The sequence below is a fragment of the Novipirellula methanifontis genome (genome assembly GCF_052161655.1).
Lineage (GTDB): Bacteria > Planctomycetota > Planctomycetia > Pirellulales > Pirellulaceae > Novipirellula.
The window spans coordinates 25,609-46,143 of the sequence record NZ_CP197418.1 but is presented as its reverse complement, the minus strand read 5'-3'; the positions used below and the strand labels follow the sequence as shown (position 1 = coordinate 46,143).

The 20,535-nt window shown below is 53.5% G+C and carries 15 protein-coding genes; 3 read left to right on the top strand and 12 right to left on the bottom strand.

Annotation, left to right across the window (positions count from 1 at the left end; all coding sequences use genetic code 11):
* The first annotated feature begins 243 nt into the window (after positions 1-243).
* Both SH528x_RS00145 and SH528x_RS00140 read left to right on the top strand, forming a co-directional pair.
* Complete coding sequence (locus SH528x_RS00145) at positions 244-1,707, top strand: nitronate monooxygenase (RefSeq protein WP_442508504.1); 1,464 nt, start codon at positions 244-246, stop codon at positions 1,705-1,707.
* 144 nt (positions 1,708-1,851) lie between these two features.
* Positions 1,852-2,256: a globin domain-containing protein gene (locus SH528x_RS00140; RefSeq protein WP_442508503.1), complete on the top strand. Its 405-nt coding sequence runs from the start codon at positions 1,852-1,854 to the stop codon at positions 2,254-2,256.
* Positions 2,257-2,539: 283 nt separating this feature from the next.
* Here the strand turns inward: SH528x_RS00140 and SH528x_RS00135 are convergent, their stop codons facing one another.
* The 11 genes from SH528x_RS00135 to SH528x_RS00085 form a co-directional block, all read right to left on the bottom strand.
* Positions 2,540-2,719, bottom strand: coding sequence for a hypothetical protein (locus SH528x_RS00135; protein ID WP_442508502.1), 180 nt, complete (start codon positions 2,717-2,719; stop codon positions 2,540-2,542).
* Between the two features lie 146 nt (positions 2,720-2,865).
* Entirely contained in the window at positions 2,866-3,960 is a 1,095-nt protein-coding gene (locus tag SH528x_RS00130; protein WP_442508501.1) for a DUF1559 family PulG-like putative transporter, read from the bottom strand.
* Between the two features lie 370 nt (positions 3,961-4,330).
* On the bottom strand, positions 4,331-5,515 hold the full coding sequence (locus tag SH528x_RS00125) for a hypothetical protein (protein WP_442508500.1): 1,185 nt from the start codon (positions 5,513-5,515) through the stop codon (positions 4,331-4,333).
* A 27-nt stretch (positions 5,516-5,542) separates the two neighbouring features.
* Positions 5,543-7,864, bottom strand: coding sequence for a hypothetical protein (locus SH528x_RS00120; protein ID WP_442508499.1), 2,322 nt, complete (start codon positions 7,862-7,864; stop codon positions 5,543-5,545).
* A 151-nt stretch (positions 7,865-8,015) separates the two neighbouring features.
* Positions 8,016-9,032 carry a hypothetical protein gene (locus tag SH528x_RS00115; protein ID WP_442508498.1) on the bottom strand — a complete coding sequence of 339 codons (1,017 nt, stop codon included), beginning with the start codon at positions 9,030-9,032 and terminating at the stop codon, positions 8,016-8,018.
* Between the two features lie 154 nt (positions 9,033-9,186).
* Entirely contained in the window at positions 9,187-10,920 is a 1,734-nt protein-coding gene (locus SH528x_RS00110; RefSeq protein ID WP_442508497.1) for a serine hydrolase, read from the bottom strand.
* Between the two features lie 416 nt (positions 10,921-11,336).
* Positions 11,337-11,744, bottom strand: a complete 408-nt coding sequence (locus SH528x_RS00105; RefSeq protein WP_442508496.1) for a DUF2809 domain-containing protein — start codon at positions 11,742-11,744, stop codon at positions 11,337-11,339.
* 83 nt (positions 11,745-11,827) lie between these two features.
* The gene (locus SH528x_RS00100; RefSeq protein WP_442508495.1) at positions 11,828-12,433 is read right to left on the bottom strand and encodes a transposase; all 606 of its coding nucleotides are present in this window, start codon (positions 12,431-12,433) and stop codon (positions 11,828-11,830) included.
* A 206-nt stretch (positions 12,434-12,639) separates the two neighbouring features.
* Positions 12,640-13,260, bottom strand: a complete 621-nt coding sequence (locus tag SH528x_RS00095) for a hypothetical protein (protein ID WP_442508494.1) — start codon at positions 13,258-13,260, stop codon at positions 12,640-12,642.
* Between the two features lie 312 nt (positions 13,261-13,572).
* Positions 13,573-14,421 (bottom strand): dienelactone hydrolase family protein, encoded by an 849-nt coding sequence (locus SH528x_RS00090; protein WP_442508493.1) that lies wholly within the window; start codon positions 14,419-14,421, stop codon positions 13,573-13,575.
* A gap of 257 nt (positions 14,422-14,678) precedes the next feature.
* On the bottom strand, positions 14,679-14,951 hold the full coding sequence (locus SH528x_RS00085) for a DUF6868 family protein (RefSeq protein WP_442508492.1): 273 nt from the start codon (positions 14,949-14,951) through the stop codon (positions 14,679-14,681).
* A gap of 293 nt (positions 14,952-15,244) precedes the next feature.
* Between SH528x_RS00085 and SH528x_RS00080 the strand changes: the two genes are divergently transcribed.
* Positions 15,245-18,916: an AAA domain-containing protein gene (locus tag SH528x_RS00080; protein ID WP_442508491.1), complete on the top strand. Its 3,672-nt coding sequence runs from the start codon at positions 15,245-15,247 to the stop codon at positions 18,914-18,916.
* 71 nt (positions 18,917-18,987) lie between these two features.
* Here SH528x_RS00080 and SH528x_RS00075 read toward each other — a convergent pair whose 3' ends face one another.
* Positions 18,988-20,427, bottom strand: a complete 1,440-nt coding sequence (locus tag SH528x_RS00075; protein WP_442508490.1) for a selenium-binding protein SBP56-related protein — start codon at positions 20,425-20,427, stop codon at positions 18,988-18,990.
* Positions 20,428-20,535 lie beyond the last annotated feature (108 nt).

Here is a 20,535-nt window from a genome sequence, read left to right as displayed (position 1 = left end):
CGGGCCCTTTGCGTTTGTTGGGGAATTGCCCGCGGCTAGCGCCGTCGGCTCAGATCATTATGTGGAATGACTCCTATTGACCTGCTTAGTGCGAGCCACTGTCACTAAACAGAGACCTAACATTTGCGCAGCTGAGACGTGTTTGGCGATGACTTCAGAGTTGTGATCGATAGAATTGAAACACAATCATTTTCGGGTCACGCTTACGCATGTGTGACGCACTTTTGCAAGGAGCAAATCGCGATGTTGGTTTCCTCAAACTGTCCTGATCCAATCATCATCCAAGGCGGCATGGGTGTCGCCGTTTCGGATTGGAAACTCGCTCGAGCGGTATCCAAAACCGGACAACTTGGTGTTGTTTCTGGCACTGCGATTGACACCGTCTTGGTACGTCGACTGCAACTCGGCGATGTCGGTGGACACATGCGTCGCGCACTGGCAGAGTTTCCGTATCCAGCGATGACGGAGCGGGTTTTGAATCGCTACTTCATCGAAGGTGGTTTAGCGGACGACGCATCTTTTAAAACGACAATGGTGCTATCGCATGAACCGACTCCCGCGGAAGTGGAATTGGTTGTCGTCGCCAACTTTGTTGAAGTCTTCTTGGCAAAAGAAGGTCATGACGGATTGGTTGGAATCAACTATCTGGAAAAAATTCAATCGCCGACGCTACCGTCATTGTTCGGCGCGATGTTAGCCGGCGTCGATTATGTATTGATGGGCGCTGGAATCCCCCGTGCGATCCCGGGCATTTTGGATCGAATGCAAGACGGCTTGTCGGTCGAGTTGCCACTGCACATCGTCGGCGCGGAAAGCGGCGATAATTTTGTCAGTCACTTTGACCCGATGGCGTTTGGGGGTGGCGAGATTCCTTGGTTAAATCGTCCGAAGTTTTTGGCTATCGTTGCCTCAGCGACACTTGCGACAATGCTGACTCGCAAATCTAGTGGTCGCGTGGACGGCTTCATTGTCGAAGGCCCAACCGCGGGCGGACACAACGCGCCGCCACGAGGCAAGTCGGCCTTGAACGATCGCGGTGAACCATCGTATGGAGAACGCGATACGGTGGACCTCGGCGTTATCGCTGCACTCGGTTTACCATTTTGGCTGGCCGGTTCTTACGGGTCGCCCGAGCAGGTTTGCGAAGCAATTGAACTGGGAGCGACAGGTGTGCAAGTTGGCACGGCGTTCGCCTATTGCCAGGAGTCCGGTTTTCGTAACGACATCAAGGAACTTGTTGTGAAGCAATGCCGCGATGGCAAACCCGATGTCGTAACCGATCCGCTGGCATCGCCAACGGGGTTCCCCTTCAAGGTATTGCAGATCGAAGGCTCGCTGTCCGACGACGCGGTGTATCAGCAGCGCAGTCGAGTGTGTGACTTGGGGTTCCTTCGTCAAGGCTACCGCAAATCCGATGGCACTGTGGGTTGGCGATGCCCGGGTGAATCTGTCAAGTCATACGTCCACAAAGGTGGCGAAATCGGCGACACCGTCGGACGCAAGTGCGTTTGCAACGGGTTGCTCTCAAGCATTGGACTCCAGCAACGCAGAAGCGGTGACCGGCAGGAACAATCGTTGGTGACCTGCGGCAACGATGTCGGCAACATCACACAGTTCCTAAAATCGGACGACGCGAAAAGCTATACGGCAGCCGACGTCGTGGAATGTCTGCTCAGTGGGTCGCGCGAGCTGAGTGCGATTGTTTGAAATAGTGTGTGACTAGATCATTTTCAGGAATGCTGTGCCTGTTCGTCATGGCTACGCTCGCCGGAGCGTGGTTGAAAAGAATGCACCATCTTTCGGCGAAGGTCGTTATATTAATGTGAAAATGCTCTATCAGGACAGTAAAAGATGATTCCCGATGACCTCGATATGGTGACTGCCAGCTACCATCGCTGCATGCATAGCGGCGGATTTGTAGATACATTTTACGAAAGGTTTTTGGCAAGTTCGCCGGAAGTGGCATCCAAATTTCGTCATACGGATTTTGAGCATCAAAAATTGATGCTGCGAGAATCCTTGCTGATGATGATCATGTTCAGCCAGGGTCTATCGCACGTTCGTGAGGAAATCGAACAACTGGCTGTGCGTCATGACCGTGATCATGTTGACATTCCCCCGCCAATGTACGATTTGTGGATCAATGCCTTGTGCCACGCCGTTGAGCAACATGATCCGAAATTCACGGCTGAAGTCGAACAAGACTGGCGGATTGCAATGCAGCCGGGAATTGACTTGATGAAGTCTCACTACTGACACGGATCAACCACTTCTAGTTGCATGGCTGCCGATTGTCGAGGAATTCATTGACTCGGCTAAGGCAAACAAGCGGTTGCGAGAAACGCATCGATCATCGCGGGGTTGCCTGCCAATTGTCTGTCTTGGCAATACTTCGGCGGAGGCTTCCTTGGCCCAACCAACCCCGGCTGTTGGACAATCGCGTTGATTGCCCAACATGCCGATCTGAAGTGAACTGTGAACCAGGAAGCTTTGGAAGAGAGAAGCGAGTTACAAGCAGAAATCTTCTCGATGACGCCTACTAGATCTCCTCCTCGCCTTCGACGTATTCTTCGGTTTCTTTGAATGCTTCATCCTCTTCGAGTCCGCTATCGGCCACGCCAGGATTCGTGGCGGTAGAACCACAACCAGCTAGCGGAAAGCAGAGACATCCGGCGAAAAGCAAAAATGCAGCAGTTTTGAACAAGGAGGGCATATTCATAGGTTTGTCGAAAGGAGTTAGAAACAAAAGGAAAATCAAGGTTTGAAACCCGCCGCTACAACCAGCTAGACGCAGCGGCGGAGAAAGTCGAAAACTCAAAAGCCGCTGATGATTCAACGAGACTTGAGCTTCCTTTGCGTGAGCTACTAGAAGGCGTCCATGTCGATGGTTTCGCCATCGCCGATTCCGCCCACCGCACGCCACGTCAAAAAGTCAACGGATTCCGTAACGAACTTGACCGATCCGTCACCCATCAGCGACTGCACGCCACCGGAGTGCAGCGACCGGGTCGCGTACATGTTGCGATCGCTATTAAGACCACAATCCCAAAGTTTTGAATTGGGGACCATCAGAGTATTAAACGCCACCTCATTGGGCGAATACCCTCGCAACCAAGTCATCCCCCGTGCACGTCCGGTATTCGTATCCGCGTTGCCGGTCATCGGGCAACCGTTGTCCGTCGCTGTCGCGATCAAATTCCCGACAGCACCCGTCGTCTGAGCTTGATAAGATCGCGTGCTCCTCATGGTCGAATTCGCTTGCAAACGGGGGTGCCCAATGATGCCTTCGGAAACCGCTACGGTGTTTGACAATCCATCGAGCACGTCGCGGAACTTACGATAACGTGCCTTAATGCTGGAGCTTGTGGCATGCGAACGGATCGCGTCAAAAAAACCAAGTCCTTCTTTGTTCCAACGCAATCGACTGTCCGGACCAGTGGAAGCGAAGTAATTCATCGGGGCATAAGCGAGATGCGATGGCGAGCCTGTATGTCGGACCGATGTGGAGTCAAACCAGATACTCGCCCCTGTGCCCGGATCGGTGGGGCAGCGAAAAGCTTCCACAACGGTCGGGGCAACGATGTCAAAGGTGTCATTGGGACGCCACGTACCGGAATACCAATTATGCAGGGAATAGTCGATGTTCTCGTAAAGCCCAGGTTGCTCGATGAAAGGCAGCAATCGAGACGACCAACTAAAGTTCTGAGTATTCCAATTGTTGACAACCCCTGGATTGATCTGATCGTGACGATCACGTAGCGGTGGCACCGCTTTATACGTGCTGTGGTAGTTATGCAGCGCGAGTCCAATCTGCTTCAGATTATTGGAACACTGCATCCGACGTGCTGCCTCACGAGCAGCTTGCACGGCAGGCAATAATAGGCCCACCAAAACACCAATGATCGCGATCACGACCAACAATTCGACAAGGGTGAAACCGTGTCTTTTTTTAGTCTTCACAACAAAGCCCTCTCAAAAACGGAAAACGAAAAGATGGCAAAGCTGGAAAAAGGGCAGCGGTTTCGATAAGAGCGGTAATGATGCCCCTAATACAGCTCTGTGACGTTTGGTTCTACCCAATCTACGACTGACATGCAACAAATTTCGGGGGGCTCATCCGGTTTTCCAAAAACTTTATGCCGCTGAACATGCGCCCATTCTATAGAGATTCGGCCGTGTCTATAGAGATTGATCGCTAATTCCGATCCTCGCGTTTGTTTCCGACCAGCGGCAAAAAAACCTAGAAATTCGCCGTTAATACAGCTTTTTTTAGCCGCATAACAACAAAAGCGGGTTGTCCCTCGAGCATGACGATTACGAAATACTCGCTTCAGCGAATCCAATGATCGGTGAAACGTAACCCCGGTGCGAAGTCAGTTTTTTGCATGTGACAGGACAGACAAGCGGAATCGTGCGGCTGCTGCGAACACGAGATGACGCCGGTGATTAGCTGCGACTTGAGACGCTGATCCTGCTCCGGCGATGTGTGACAATCACGGCAGATGGCTTCAAAGAATTCGGGTTCGGTCCGAGAAGGGAGATGGGGATCGTGACAGGTGATGCAGTCCAGTCGTGGGTAATTTCCAACGTTTTCCGCCGCGTTGGCGACCTGGAAACAACGACTCATCGAGAGCCCGACCGGGGCGAATCGAACCAGATGAGTTTGCTCAACGGTGATTTCATACGACTTCATTTCATCTGCTCGTCGATGACACTCGCCGCAGCGATTGATCGATTCCAGCGGCGTTAGCTCGCTCCATCCCTGCAGCGTTAGCAGCTTGCCACCGGATTCCGCATGCTCGGTCGCTCCGAAATGACAGCGGCTGCAATCCAAATTGGCGACCATACAGTCGGCGTCCGGTAACGCCTCGAGTTCAGACACCTCCGCCACGAGTGACGACGAGGCTGTGTCCATCAGCCCGCATGCAACCTCCTGTCCACCGAAGTCTCCCTCACCAGGCAACCGGCTGACGTGGCATCCGAAGCAACGTCGCCTGTCCGCGGCCGCTTGATAATTTCCCAACCGCAGCGGATCTGAGTCGACAGAGGACGCACCCGGTGTGGTACGCAATTTTCCATCGGAAAATGACGAAACAAACAGCTGGGTTAGTCCCTCGGAATCGAGTGAAACCGGCGTCAATGCGTGACGTCCTGAACCGAACACCCAATCCACGCGGCGTCGGTAATCCAGGTCGTCACTCTTGAACCACAACGCGTCATGTTCCTCAGAAAATGAGAACTGGCGGCCCTCAATCTCGACGGACTGACCGGCAAACACCGACATCATGGCGGGATCGTTTCCCCGTCGCAGCGTATTGGAATGCGGTGCGGTGGCGAAATCAGCAACAATCCCGCTGTGGCATTCAGCGCACGTTTGTGTATTGACGCGGGGCAGATCGGCTTCCAACCGGCTGACCGGATGGGGTGACGATCCTTGCATTGTCACGACCAGCATCAAGACACATGCGAGCGTGGCAAGGCTCGCCATCGCGGCGGTGAGGTTAAGTGATTTCAAGCGAAAAATCCTGCCCATGTTTCAATATCAAGAGTCTTCTGAAGAAGTCTGCGGAGGGTGCAACTCAAGAGCACGAACTTCGACCAACCGTTTGACCGCAGCGGTTGCTGGATTGACATCGAACCACTGCAGGTAGCGATCAGCAATCTCGTGTTGTCCCGCCTCGATCGCACCACAGAGTCCAGCATACATCAGTTGGGAATGTTCAATGTCAGACTGGGATTGAAAGTCCGTGGCAACCATCAGTTTCTCGGGGCCATGTTGCAAGTACGCCGCCACCCGCTTGCGAAGTTCGCTACTGAGTCCGTTTAAGTCCGGCGCGCTCCAGCGAGGAAATAGCGATGGGTTCTCAGCTACCAAATTCGTTTCGAGTGGCGGTGAGCAATCATCGCTCGCGAGTGGTTCGCTTGCGGCGAAATAGCGAAACCAACTGGGGGCACCCGCAGCGATAATTTCAGCATCAGCGAGTTCCGCCTGACAACGAGTCATCGAACAGGCGAGTGGCACCGAATCAGGAAAGGCCTGGCGTCCGGCAAACAGCACCCTCAATGCCGCATATCGCAGCCCCATGCCGCGAAACACTTCGGCTTGTCGGTACGCTTGATCGGCAGCGACGATGACGGGCGTGAACCCCCAGCGATCGCGATCGAACAGTGAACCTGTTGAGCTTGGAAACGAATACTGCCAGTTTTGAAACTCGACGATCTCGCGGTTCGTCAGCGTCTGGACCATCTGACTTGCGTAGTGCTCGTCGCCCGCGGCGGCGTACGGGATGACGGGTGAATCGAGCGAAAGCGGCTTCCAAATCGACGGTTCTAACCCGCGAATCAGCTCGGTGTCACGATTCGAAACAACGAGCAACGTGGTTTCATGACGCTCCAGTGGCAGCCAGTATCCGCCTTGCGAACCATCGCTGAGCCAATAGCTCATCAGCCGCTGCTGACGCAGATCGTCGATCATGCGGCGGTGTTCGGCATAGCGGCCTGCGATCACCGCTCGCAAGGCGACATCCTGAAGTCGCAGCGCGTCGGAGTCGTTTCCGCCAGTGAGTTCGCGGAGCTGCGGAATCTCCCACGCCAGCATCCCGCCACTCCGCGTGTTATCAGCGAATGCGGTGCCGTAGGGACGAGTTTGCTGCAGCGACCTTCGCAACATCCGATTGTCAAGCGACGCATCGATGCCCCATCCCATCGTCGAAACCAACCCACTGAGCGGCAATGCCACGGCGACCCCCATCGCCGTCGCTAAAAAACCGATCCGTTGCGATTGCGGCAGGCCCAGATTGGAAATCCTGTACTGACCATTGCGGTGCCAGGACATCAGCATGTCGGCGGCAAGCCATGTCGTTGCGAGTGAGACGTTTTGTAGTGACGACCACGCCAACCACTGCATCCACGCGAAGCAAAACAGCCCACGAGGCATCCGCCGTCGACTGAAGGCTTGTCTGACGACCCAAATCGCGGTGAGCAACAGAAACAAAATCGCGGCCTGATCCGTCAGTCCTTCGAATAGCGGTTGCCACGGCGTGCCGGTGAACAACGCGGCAGGATTTCTCCAAACGGGGACAATGCTCGCGAGTGAATCAGTCCAAGCAAAGACACCGCGAGGATTGATGCTACCACCAGCCAGCATCAGAACTGCCAATATCCAGTTCGAGCGGTGTCCAGGATCGGCGACCAAGCTGGCTGCGGTACTGAACGCTAACCAACCGATCAAGCCAGCCAGAATCGCGGGCGACATATTACTCCAAACGAGGAACAGTCCCGCTGCGGTCACCATCCCAACGGCATAATTGCGGCGAACGATCGACGATGAATCAGCCTCAACCGGTTTGCGGTGCAGCAACCCGACTAGCACCACTATCGCAATGCAGTCGAACATGGCAGGCGTGAAATCGATACGTCTCGCCAGGGCGATCATCGCCAGCGTGACCACGAACCATGCCAGCGGCCGAACAAAACCTCGCGACTGCCGCGGGGCAAGAACCCATGCTAAACATCCGGCAACTAACAGTACCCGGCACAACATCAACCCGTGTCCGCCCAGGAATTGATAGATGGCAAAAATCGGCAATCCACCGAGCCAATCTGCGTCGGCCGCGGTCTCGAGGCTCAGCAGTGATTGGCTTGGGGTGATCGACCCGCTGGTGACCTCGCGTCCACGGCTGAGTTGCCACCAAAAATCGTCTGCTGAGAACGGCTGAAATGCAAACACGACCGCCAAACTGGCAATCGCCAACCACTGCACCCCGTACGCAAAACGGAATGCATTTTTCGCTGGAGGCGACTTTCCGGATGGGGCTGAATCAGCAACGGAGGTCGATTTGACTTTGGCAACTTTGGAACGCATGGCTGCCGATTGTAGAAGAATCCTCACGCGATGTTGAGAGAAACAAGCCGTTTCGATCAAGAACTCTGGCCATTAAATGACCTGCCGTTCCTGCAAAGGCAGAGCATCGCTTGCTCAAACTTCCGCAGACAAAATAGCGTCTATAGAATTTCTAGGGCAGGTAATCGGATTGGCGAAGCAGGTACGGCGCAACGCGTGACATCATCGCGGGGTTGCCTTCGTACGCCAGCCAACTATGCGTTTTGCCGACACTGCCGCTGACGTTCATCAACTGCACTTTGTAACCATCCACCCCCAGCCGTGATGGGGACATCCCGACATAGCCGAGCGCCGATGGTCCTCCACGACCGTTCATCCGCGGGTACCAATGAAGTACCGAATCCGATGGATTGTAGGCAATCAGCATCCGTTCGACCTGCGTCATTGCTCTGCCGTGGTGATGATTTGGCAACAGCCAATCGGAGTCTAACGCCGAGGCGAACAAGGCAACTCGCACTGCTGGCCGAATCGACGGGGCGGAGGGTGCGAGTTGATGTCCGGCGATCGTGCCGCCTGCCCGCAAATGTAGCGCCGCCGTAATCATTCGCGGACCGTAACTGGTGCCAAACAGGCTGACGGGAACCCTTGGATCGATTTGATCTAACAACCATGCAAGATAGTAGCCATGCATCTCACTCCGCTGGGCCTTGATTTGCGCATCGGGCCGTGGGCGAATTCCGATTCGATCGCTAGGCCACGAGATCACCACCAAGCGAAAACGATCGTTGTGCGGTTGTGAGGCTTGCTGCAACTGACAATATATCGACTTGGCTCGACCCCACGCGTCCTCGGCACTGACCCGGTTTTCGTGCACATAAATACACAGAGGCACCGGATCGGCTGCGAGATCGCCGTTGATGGAAGCAAAAAAGTGGCTCGCAGTTCCTTGTTGCCAAGGCGTGCCCGTGTCACTCGACCAGAACTTGATCCGACTTGTTTGACTTAGCGACGGGGAACAACTCGAAGCGCTCCGCGTGCTGACCAACCAAAGCCGGTTCGAAAGAGACTCATCGGCGCGGCTGACGTTGCTCTGGCATGGCAAACCGATAACAACCGTCGCGATCAATGCGAACCAAAATCGTGGACGAGGGGAGTACGATCGAGTTCGAAACATGCTTCGCAGGTTCATGATGTGCGTTCGCGTTGAAGTTTTTTGAGATGACGAAGGCTGAAATTTCCTAAACGATTCAAGCGAGAGAGGCTCCCTCACTCTCGCACAATATAGCCAACATCTAATATCCTATCAGTGGCATGTTGGCACCACCTACCCAAATAAAAGGCCGCTATTCCTGTTCCTCTTCCTTGATTTTTAACACTTTAAATTGTTGGCCACCTTGCGTGTGAGTTGCCCCGCTGACGACGCCGTCGTCAGCGACAGCAAATTCGATGCTGGCCTCGACCACTTGCCAGTGGAATGTGGTCTCGTTCTCCGGCAGAATCCGGAATTCGGGTTGGGATCCGAGTTTTGCCAGTAAGCGGTCGCCCTCGCGGCGGATCGTCATTTTCGCTTGCACATAGTCGTACAGCCCAACGTAACGATCCAGTGTCTCGGTAGGAAGTTTGATGACGACATGATCGGGCAACCGGCTGACATCCATGGTGTGGCCATTCTGAGTGTGTTTGGCGCCTGTACAAAGGCCTTCGGCATTGACCTGAAAGGCCACCGATGCCTCGACAATTTTCCAAAAGAATTCGGTTTCACTGCTGGGGAAGATTTCCGCTTTGCCTTGTCCGGTCAATTGCGCAAACAGGTGGCCGTCGTCGAGCGTCACGACCAAAATCGCGGCGCCATAGTCGTAGCGGCCGACATACCGGGCGAGTATCTCGGGTGTGACTTTGGTGTCGACCTGATGAATCACCGGCGGTTCCATTTCGGCATCCAAAAACAGCTCCGCGATTTTGCGGGTGACCGTTACCGGTGTCATCTCTGAGATCGATGGGGATGCGTTGTGTAACGCAATCACTGTCAGGTTTTGATCTGGATAGCGAATTAAACTGCTGACAAACCCATTCAGTCCTCCGTTATGTCCGATCGTCCGCAGCCCGCGATGCTTGCCGATCGACCAACCGTATCCGTAACTATTCTGATAAGGTGTGAATGCCTTTTTTCGCAGCTCAGACGTGAGAACTTGTCCGGCGAAGATGGCCTCGTTCCACAACATCAAATCATCCACGGTGCTGTACATTGCCCCTGCGCCATCGACCTGGGACATGTGCCAATTGAGTGCCGGTTTGAACTCGTCGTCCTCGAGAGAGTAGCCATGAGCTTCATGTTCGAGATTCAGATTTGGGGAGTGAATACCGGTATCAGTCATTCTCAGGGGCTTAAAGAAAGTTTCCTGCAAGTAGTCGCCGAAGGATTTTCCGGAGACTTGACCGACGATGTACCCCAGCAAGAAATAGCCTGAATTGTTGTAGTGGAACTGAGTACCGGGCTCGAAGGCCAAAGGCAGCTGGCTGAACGAGGCGATGACTTCGGACTCCGTGGTAGGCTGCGTGACACCCTGCCAAAATTTTTCCGTTTCGGTAAAGCTTGGGATCCCCGATGTATGGTTTAACAACTGGTGAATCGTGATTTCGTTGCCGCGGGGAAAGTCGGGTAGGAATTGATCGAGAGTATCGTCGAGAGCCAGTTTGTTTTCGGCCACCAAACGCAAGATTGCAGCGGCGGTAAATTGCTTGGTGATCGAGCCGATGCGAAACTTGGTTTTTGCAGTAACCGGTATCGAATCTTCAAGATTGGCCAGCCCAATGGCACGACGATAAATCACTTTGCCGTCACGGGCGACAAGCAGCGACAATCCCGGCAGCTCCGATGCATCAACGCTGTCGAGTTTTTGATCCAGCTTCTGTTGGGGCGTTTCGGTGTCCGAAACCACAGCAGCGGCAGAGTCTGGATCGGCTGAGGCGACCGGGTCTTGGGCCTCGACCCGCCCCGTGATTCCGCCGCATAGCAGCAAACACAAGAGCATCGATGGAGCGCCGCTGGAGCGGAATTTGCAAAGGATGGTCATCATAGAGCCAGGGGGTCGAAGACGAGTGATTAGGATCCGGACAAGCAAAAACGACACTTCTCGGTGAACGCCGCCACTGGTTCCGACGCTCCTGCCTGGGAACCTCGTGAATTGCATGCTCCCGCCTGCCGAGCGAGAAAAGTCAAAACGGGAGCCTCGAAAGCAGTGCGTTGCTAGCCACGAGCCTAGCAACGAGCGTTTTTTCCTAGATCCATTCTATCGCACGGGATGCTCCGAATGGGCTAACACTTAACATCGAAAGATGGAGACAAAAAATCAGCGGACGCTCAGCGTCGGGAGCTTTATGCTCCTACCTCCAATTTCCTGGCAATCTTCGGCTTCTCGGCTCGAGTGAGTTCCGCCTTGGAAGAGGGGAGACAGGCTCCAACATTCCCATTCCATTCTTTTCGGCTTCGACCTCAATTGTCTTCGCTTTTGTTCCACGCTTGCTTTGCGGCCGTTTCGACGGCGACGCTGAACAACACCCCTACGGCGTAGCGAAGCAGGTCAACCCACACGAAGTGGAATCCTAGCACCAATCCGCCGAGTGTCGTTTCTCGGATCGAGTCTATCCACGGTGCGTGGTACAGCTGACTGATTTCGATTGCGTAGGCGAACGCCAACGTCATCGCCGCACGCGTGAGGATCTTGGCATTGGGAACACAGAAACTGATCCCGCAATAAACCAACGCGGTCCAAAATGCATCGCCAGCGTTTTCGGCGACAAAATTTGGCAGAGACGATCCATATCGCCGCGAAGCCAGTCCCAGCAACATTGCCGCGACGGCAAATGCAACGAACACTCCGCGTTTCTTCCAGTCAGCCATGCTCCACCTCACGTAGCCTAGGCTTCCAGCCTGGGTATAAACCTTAACCGAACTCCGAGGCTGGAAGCCTAAGCTACGGATGGTTATGAGAGAACCTGCTTTGGGATGGGATGCCCGACGGGAATGTTGTTTTCCGAGCGAAGCCGAGCCGACGACCAGCGGTACGCTTCAGGGCAACCGACGAGTCCCGCTTTCACAGGATTGCATTCGATGTATCTAATGATTTTCAAAGTTTCCGATTCATCCCGTACCCAATGATCAAAGGTCTCTTGTTGCCAATAGGTTTCATCGATGCCCCGGACGCGATTGCACATCGTAGCTGTGTAACTTTGAATGCTGTGCGAAACGATCTCTCGCGGGGTGCGATCAGATTTACCCAACGATCGAAGACGAATGACCTCGGCGTCCGACCATTCTTCGTCGATGATAAACAACCAGTGATGGTGGCTGGGCATTACAACGAAACCGAATAGCCGATAACGCTCGTCCGCAAAATTCAGAAAGGCGTTGGCCACAATCTTCGCTTGCTGATCATCAGCAAGGTGTGTGACAAGCGGTTCGTGATCGAGCAAATGATCGACAAACGCAAACAGGAGTTTCTGTTTGTGGTGCTCCCATTCGTGGTCGACAAACTCGTCCGGCTTCCGACGCTGTTCCAATTGACGACGATACTCGTCAATCTGCTTCATTCCTAACCACGATAAGCTTCCACGCAGACAACCGGTGATAAAAACGGGATGGCCCGGAACATCCCAATGTGGAAGATTGCGTCGCCGAAATATCCCGTGCATTGTTACGTCCCTCCTACTGGTCTAGGCTGCCAGCCTGAGTATAAACGCTAAGCGAATACCCAGGCTGGAAGCCTAGCCTACTGGTTGCCTAGGCTACGGTATGCTTATGCCACTCGGTCAAAGAACGAGCCGGTGGAGCCGAGTTGTTCTTGTAAAGACTGCTCAAAAAGCTCGACATCAACTCCGTTTTCTTCCAAAACCTTGGTCAAAGCGGTACGCACGGCGTCGTTGGAAACCTGCGATGTTTCGTTAGAAGTTAGTTCCGAAATCGCGTCAACTAATTGTGTTATCAACTCATCGACGTCGGCTTCGTCCACATTCGCACTGAGCAGTGCCGACTCTACGGAACCGACTTCATCGGAGCTTCCTTCGGCGGATCGCGGAGGTGGCGGTGGTCCGCCCGGTCCTCCTTTGCGACCGCTGCCTTGTGGGCCCCCCGTTGGCCGACTGGCTTGGATCGCTTCGCCAACTTCGGCTGGATCAATGCCGTTGGCTTGCAAAACACCTTCAACCGCGGATCGGATTGCGGACTGAGTCGCACTTGCCGACGAATCTGATTTTACGGAATCGACAGCCACTTGGACTTGCGAAAGCACGTCGGTGGCAGTTTCATTATCAACGCCAACCGTCTTCAGTGCGGATGCGAGTGTTTCCTGCTGGTTAGGACGTTGGGGGCCGCGAGCGGCTTGTCCTGCTGAAAACGATGAGGTGGAAGCGATGTTCATGAATGTCTCCAAAGTGAATGCTACGTAGCCTAGGCGTCCAGAGTGGCACTGAATTGGCCTCCCGACGGGATGCCTAGGCTTCGTCAATAGATACGTCTCAAATGACGTATCCCACGATCATCTTCGTGTTCAAAGGAGCAGAAACTATTGCGAAAACCGCCATAAACACGGTTCTTTAGCTCGTTTCTACTTCATCGAAATGATCTTTGCTTTTTAGAGATTTTCCGTGTCACCCTGGTCGGATCTTTGACGCATTGAACTGTGGTTGGTCTTGCCTAACGTCTTTACGAAGCTGGCTTCGCGTGATCGTCGCTACGCCAAAGCCTTTTCGAACAATGCAAGCATGCGTCGCCACGCCTTTTCCGCTTGTTCATGGTTGTGAACTTTGGTGTCGGGTGGGCACCAACCGTGACCGGCGGGGTAGACCTCGATCTCTGCGGACAACTTTGCATCCGCGAACGCTTCGGTCAGCACGACCTTGGCATCGGGATCACGCTGGTCGTCGTTTTCCGCGATCGCGATCAGGAACTGCGCCTTCATTTGTGGGATCAACTGATGTGGGCTATCCGAGTTGTCGCTGACCAATCCGCCGCCATGAAACGTGGCCGCAGCACCGACACGATCAGGCACCGCTGCAGCCGTTCGCATTACAATGGGTCCACCCATACAATATCCGGTGGTTCCAATTTTCTTGCTCTTGTCGACTTGCGTTTGTGAATCGAGCCAAGAGATGAACGCCTTTGCGTCGGTTGTGTGTTTCGCTGCATCCAAACTTCGTGCCAACGGAATCACATCCGATATCGGTGTGTTGGCACCCTTGGCTGCAGTGGGTGCTGGCTGCGTTCGATAAAACGGGTTGACGACGAGGACACTGTAACCTGATTCGGCCAGCCGTTTGCCCATTTGGCGGAATGCGGGTCGCAACCCAAAGATGTCGGGCCAAATAAGCACGGCAGCGTGAGCTCCACTCTGCGGCGTGACAAAGTACGCATCGCACTTTCCGTCCGGTGTCTCAATCAGCACTTCGCTTTCACTCACCTCGGCAGCGTCTGCTGCTCGTGGCAACATCATGGCTGCACCGACTCCGGCGGCCGCCAGCGTTCCAAAGTTCCGACGTGAATACTTCTTGAGGTCTTCTTCAAAATGGTCTTGGTCGCACATAAGGTGTCTCAGTGAGGATAGAGGGAGGGAGGAAAGCCGATTATTGTAGCGGAGGTCGCTGAGCATTTCCGCTACGTAGCTTGGAAGGAAAGAACAAGCTGGTTGCACTTAAACTCAGGGATTGTCGTTCAACTTAGATTGCGACGCCAATATCGGTTGCCAGTCCGATCGATAGCGTCCAAGGCTGATTCAACATCGTGAAATACTGTGAACTCGAGGTTCGCACAGCTACCCAAGATCCGGTGACATTTTCCTTGCTACGGCGACTTTCGCAGAACAAGTTTGATCGAGAGCCAGGGAATGAAGAAAAAAGTGAGGACGCACAGTTTGAGTAGCCCCATGCCACAATAGAAAACCAGCGAGAGTTCGTGTTTGCTCAGTCCAAACAGCGGGCCGTGCAAATTGAAAATCAATTCGCCCATCAACTGAGTCGCGGCGAACCAAATGAGAAGCAGAATGAAACCGATTATCCAGCACCGCAAAAGTATGCTTGCGAGGGTGTTCAATAATTCCTTGGTTTGATCCGTCATTTGAACTCGATCTCCGTTGCTGCGGCGTCTTGATACAACGCGTGGGATTGCCAAATTGAGTCTGCACAGCTCAAGACTAGTTTACTGTTTCAGCATCCAACCGACAAACGCGACGTCTGGCTGTGCCCCCTCGCGCATGCTACCGTCAACTAGAATTGAAGTCTGGCAGCCTGCACCATGGTGATCTTGAAAGCGTGACTCATACGTTGGGGTGGATTGCCAAAAGTCTTGGCGACTTTCGCTACGCAAGGTTTGCCGAACAAAGATCTTGCCGTGAAGGACACACAAATCGGATGAGCGAAGGTTTTGACGAGAGCGAGTCGGACGACGATGCGATGCAGGACAAACTGTTTCGTCCCGCTCGTTTTGTGTCCGAACTTGACTTGCCATCATCCGACGATCCGCTGTTGAAGGATGCTGCGACCGCGATTCGCCAAGAGTTCCGTGACTGTTCGAAATGGAAACGGCTGCGATGTCGCCGTGTCAGTATTTTTGCTGAACGGGATCGTGGAGTGGTGTGTGTGATCCATCTGGGCAGCTCGGTCGAGTTCGATTGGACTTGGGAAGGTGCCAAGGCGTTCCGTCCGAAGTCGTTTGATGACGATGCATCCGATTTTGCTTACGAGCAAGCCGATGTGGATGACGGCGTCGAATGGTCAGGTGAAATATTGGAGGTTGATGAACGCAACGGTTGTTTATTCGTCAGCCTGGATAACCCCGAAGCGATCCCCACGACAGGATCCTTTTTTGTTCGTCCTTTCGAGTTTCTGTCTGTCTTGGATGCTGTCTACAACGCGGCCGAGTTCGCTGAAATTCGTAACGAGCTGCCAGGTCGTTTGAATGCCGCACAAGGCAACGTCCATCCCGCGATCACCACACAATCCAACGTCGGTTTGACGGAATTGCGAGATTGGTGGCAACATGCCTGGTCGATTCTGTGGGGACCGCCAGGCACGGGCAAGACCTATACGACCGGACAACAGATTGCCGCTGTGTTGGATAAGGACGGCGAGCGGATTCTTGTCGTCTCGACAACCAATCGTGCCACCGATGCAGTCGCGTTGTCGATTGGCAATGCGACACGCAGTCGTTCGAGCGAGGCGTTGGCGGAAGGGCGTTTGCTACGCATTGGTAAGGGAGCCTCGCTGAAATCTTTTGCCGCGGCGGAACTCGATCCGATGCTACAGGGCACCGAGTCCGAAGTGCTTCATAAGATCGATAACCTCGCCAAGCAACTTCGGCAATTCGACACTTGGGAAGACAAGGCACTGACTCGCAAGCAGATCGGTGAACTGCGAGCCAAGGGAAACGACCAAAGCCGACGCATCATTATCGATCCCGAAGTCCAGGTGGTGGTTGCAACGGCCTTCAAAGCGACCAGTTTTCTGCGGAACGAGACGATCACAAAAATTCTGGAGGCTGGTGAGGCTCCATTTACAACCATTTTCATTGACGAAGCGGGGCTGATGTCACGGACGGCGATCGCGGCCTTGTCGCTGCTGGCCTCGCGACGCGTTGTCTTGGTCGGCGACTCAAAGCAACTTGCACCGATCAGTCGAATCTCGCGAATATTGCCTACTCGGCAACAAACTTGGTTAGCCAGCAGCGGGCTAAGCCATCTCGAACAATTTCGTGACACGCCCACCGCGGTTCATGTGCTGTCGCAGCAGCGACGCATGCATCCCGATGTATGCAACGTCGTCTCGGAATTTCAGTACGGTGGATTCTTGAGCACCGCCCAAGAAACCAAAGATCGCGTTTCACAAATTCCGTCGAGGCTCGCCGATCATTCGCGAGCGATTTGGTACGTGCTCGATGAAGAACCCGCTGACCTGGCTGCAATCCGTGCCCAGCGTGGGACGGGCAACAAGAGTTGGGTACGCTCGATCACGCCACGTATTTTGCAAAAAATGTTTGTCGACCCTGAAATGCGATCTGCCACCGGTCTGTTCATTTCGCCCTACAAAGCACAGGCTCAAGTGGTCGGAAAATTGTTTGCGGCGTGGGATTTAGCGGGCTGGGAGGCATCAACGGTTCATAGTCAGCAGGGTTCCGAAGCGGACATTGTGATCTTCGATACCGTCAATGCCGGCAGCTACAATTGGCCCTATGACGAATGGAAACGACTGGTCAACGTGGCACTCAGTCGGGCTCGCGAAGCAGTCATCGTGCTGGCCAGTCGCAGTGAAATGGAAGAACCGTATCTAAAACCGTTGAAGCATTTGCTGACTCCGAGCGTGCTGAAACCGTACGACGATTTGTTTCGCTGGGAAAGGGTCAGCGGAATCAACCTGAGTTTTAGTCCGGCGGAGAGGGGCACGAGTGTTGCCGAGGCCAGTCCGAATTATGAAACGCCCCCGGCGGCCAATCGCAGCATGGGGCACCAGGTTGCCAATCGAAAGGGAATGAAACCAGTGCTTTCCGAAGAGCAGCAGCGACTAACGAATTTGAATCTCGACGGTAAACCGAGATTGGTTCGCGGCGTGGCTGGCAGTGGGAAATCGATAGTGCTTTGCAACTGGCTTGCCAAGACCGTCAAGCGATTCGAAGGCAGCAGCGACCTTCGCATTTGGGCGGTCTATGCCAATCGGTCGCTGCACAAACTGCTTCGCGAATCGATCGAATCAGCATGGGAAAGCCTCTCCGAGGGAGAATTGTTTCCGCAGTCCGATTTCCCATGGGACAAAGTGCATCTGTTGCACGTCAAAGACGTGCTCTCGGGAATGCTTCCCAATGTCGCGTTGTCGATGGACAGCTTTGATTTTGATTATGACCGTGCGGCCGAACAATTCCTAAGTCGCCAGGATGCATCAGAGCTGCTGCCGCGATGTTCTGCGTTGTTTATTGACGAGGCTCAAGACATGGGGCCATCGGTATTAAAATTATTGTTGTCCGTCGTCGAGCAAACCGACGCAGAAGACAGTAACAGCCGGTCTGCTCATATCTTCTACGACAACGCTCAGAATATATACGGCCGAAAGACGCCGAAATGGTCTGATTTCGGACTCGACATGCGTGGTCGCAGTACGATCATGCGAGAAAGTTTTCGCTCTACTGCTCCGATCGCCGAACTCGCCGTCAACGTGTTACAACGGTTAACGCCTCGAGATCAACGTCAAGACCAGAGCGAATTATTGAGCATGGGGTTGTTGGAACGAACCGAACGTAACGGGCATGAATGGCTGCACGTTCGGTTCAACCAGATCGAAGGCCCCAAGCCGATCTTTCATGCCTTCGACAGCCGCACGGCCGAGATCGAGGCGATCGCGACTCATTTGAAGTATTTGATTCAACAGGAAGGGATGTCACCCAACGACATTTGTTTGCTCTACAACGGCAAGTCCGTCGTTTCGTTGCTGCAGGAAAAACTGGCACCTCTGTTGGTTGAAGTCGACGTCGAGTTATCGGTTCAAACCAACCGCCCTTTCGAGCGTCAAGCCAACACATTGATCGTGACAACATCGCACTCCTACAAAGGGTATGAGTCCGAGGTGGTGATGATTCCTTGTGCCGACCAGTTTGTTACCGGCAGTGGTGACATACTCGCTCGCAATCTTTATGTCGCGATGACTCGAGCCCGATCGTTATTGGCGTTGTACTGCACCACCTCTGGTTCGACAGCTTCACGACGATTATGTCGAGTGATCACCCATTGTGTGAAGACGATGAATACAACGCCCGAGATCGAGACCTCGACCAGCGATGAAGAGGATCAAAACGACATCTTAGAAGTCATCGGGATGGAACACCGTCATTGGCTGGTCGATTTATGGAGCCGTTTTAAAATTCGTCAGGAACCCATCATCGACGACGAAGGCACGGTGATGGCGGAACCTTTGTTTTGGTTTAACAAAGACCGATTGAAGGTCGCTTGTTTCGGTGCGAAACCATTAACCCAAACCCAAATTGCCTTCTATCGCGATCGAGACATTCTGGTATTAGCCGTGGGAGCGGATGTTGCTTGATGTTTCCATAACATCATCCGCAACCGACTGATGCGATTGGTTTCGCAGTAGCGTGGCATTTCACGATCGCATCAAACCCAGATATCAGAGGTGCAATCCCCATCGGGGAATCGAATCTCATGCGCTCGTGCAGGTCCCCAAGGTTCTTTGCCAAAATCGACAAAAAATCGCTCGTTGACTTTCATTCCGCCATCTTGGGTGTCGCAATCAATCTGAGCCATCCATGACCCTGTTTCGCCCATTGTCGGATAGAACTGGTTGTCCCAAACACTGTACAACGAACTGGTGACGTACAACCGTTTGCCGTCCCGGCTAAGTTGTAACATCTGCGGTCCACCCGATTTGTTTTGCGTTGACAACTGCGACGTTTTCCCGATCACACCTCCCAACCAAACTTGTCCTACCAGCTTCGGCATTGATGGATTGGATACATCGTATTGGCGGATGTCACCATGCAACCAATTTGAAAAATAGAGAAAGCGATCATCCAGTGATATCAAGATATCCGTAACAAGGCCCGGTACTGGAAATGGCCATCCTTCGGTTTCAACAGGATCCACCTGAATCACCTTCTCCGTGTTCCAAGTATCCTCCTCTCTGTGCCAATGATGGATGGCGCTACTGAGTGCAGCTCCAACGAAACCATCCGAACTATCTGGATTATGGTGAAAACGAACCTCCAACGGGATCAATCCGCTTTCACCCAAATCAACTGATTGCTTGATTTGGTGCGTCGACCAGTCCCAGAAATGCAGATACTGTCCATATTTGCCTTTACCAACATCTTCGAGACTAAACCCGGTTTTGACGGTATTAGGAGCAGCCCATTCGCTGCTGACCATCACGTTGTGTCGCGGTTGGTACCAAAAGTCATAGTTGAAGTTCATGCCCGCAGTCGACTTTTCCCATCGGCCGCGAATTTCGAAGTTATCATCGATTTCAAGAAAACCGCCAGGCGCGTTCCACTTGGCATCGCCTAACATCGAAAGCATGATCACGCCGTCCGCTCGGCAATGGACAGTGTGCGGAAACGACAGATTCGTCTGTGCAGCTATCTCTGCACCCGAGATGGTTTTGTGCAGACGCAGCTTTGTGGGATCAGCCGCATCCACGATATAAATATTGCCAGATTTTAAACCCGGTATGACAAGATATTGCCGATGCCGACGGCCGTGACAGTTACTGCAAGCATTCCATCCATAATGATGTAGTTCGTCGCCGGGTTCAGGCATCGAAAAGCGACCTACCACCTTTCCGTATTGATTCGAATTGGGATCCACGTCCACCGTCGCCATGTAGTCGGGATGGTCGCTATCAGTGCCAACTAAGATGGCGGGAACAAAAGCGTATCGTTCCGGCGGTGAATCGATCGCATCCTGGATCGTTTCATACGTAACATGGCAGACAGGATCTGCTTCATGGGCGAACAATCGATGGGCTGAGGTGCCGGCGAGTAATCCCGTCGCCGCCACGCCTGAGACAAATTCTCGGCGCCGTAATTGACTTGACATGGGTATCTCCTCATTGCCAAGACGAGTGATCTGATTCCGTGCGAATACACCTTTATTATAGAGATCAGATGACGTTGGCTGAAATGATTTTCGGATTCACAACCATCA

Excerpts from the sequence above, each read along its gene's own strand:
- SH528x_RS00145 (WP_442508504.1), top strand. The coding sequence starts at position 244 with ATGTTGGTTTCCTCAAACTGTCCTGATCCAATCATCATCCAAGGCGGC.
- SH528x_RS00140 (WP_442508503.1), top strand. The coding sequence starts at position 1,852 with ATGATTCCCGATGACCTCGATATGGTGACTGCCAGCTACCATCGCTGC.
- SH528x_RS00135 (WP_442508502.1), bottom strand. The coding sequence starts at position 2,719 with ATGAATATGCCCTCCTTGTTCAAAACTGCTGCATTTTTGCTTTTCGCC.
- SH528x_RS00120 (WP_442508499.1), bottom strand. The coding sequence starts at position 7,864 with ATGCGTTCCAAAGTTGCCAAAGTCAAATCGACCTCCGTTGCTGATTCA.
- SH528x_RS00115 (WP_442508498.1), bottom strand. The coding sequence starts at position 9,032 with ATGAACCTGCGAAGCATGTTTCGAACTCGATCGTACTCCCCTCGTCCA.
- SH528x_RS00110 (WP_442508497.1), bottom strand. The coding sequence starts at position 10,920 with ATGATGACCATCCTTTGCAAATTCCGCTCCAGCGGCGCTCCATCGATG.
- SH528x_RS00105 (WP_442508496.1), bottom strand. The coding sequence starts at position 11,744 with ATGGCTGACTGGAAGAAACGCGGAGTGTTCGTTGCATTTGCCGTCGCG.
- SH528x_RS00100 (WP_442508495.1), bottom strand. The coding sequence starts at position 12,433 with ATGAAGCAGATTGACGAGTATCGTCGTCAATTGGAACAGCGTCGGAAG.
- SH528x_RS00095 (WP_442508494.1), bottom strand. The coding sequence starts at position 13,260 with ATGAACATCGCTTCCACCTCATCGTTTTCAGCAGGACAAGCCGCTCGC.
- SH528x_RS00090 (WP_442508493.1), bottom strand. The coding sequence starts at position 14,421 with ATGTGCGACCAAGACCATTTTGAAGAAGACCTCAAGAAGTATTCACGT.
- SH528x_RS00085 (WP_442508492.1), bottom strand. The coding sequence starts at position 14,951 with ATGACGGATCAAACCAAGGAATTATTGAACACCCTCGCAAGCATACTT.
- SH528x_RS00080 (WP_442508491.1), top strand. The coding sequence starts at position 15,245 with ATGAGCGAAGGTTTTGACGAGAGCGAGTCGGACGACGATGCGATGCAG.
- SH528x_RS00075 (WP_442508490.1), bottom strand. The coding sequence starts at position 20,427 with ATGTCAAGTCAATTACGGCGCCGAGAATTTGTCTCAGGCGTGGCGGCG.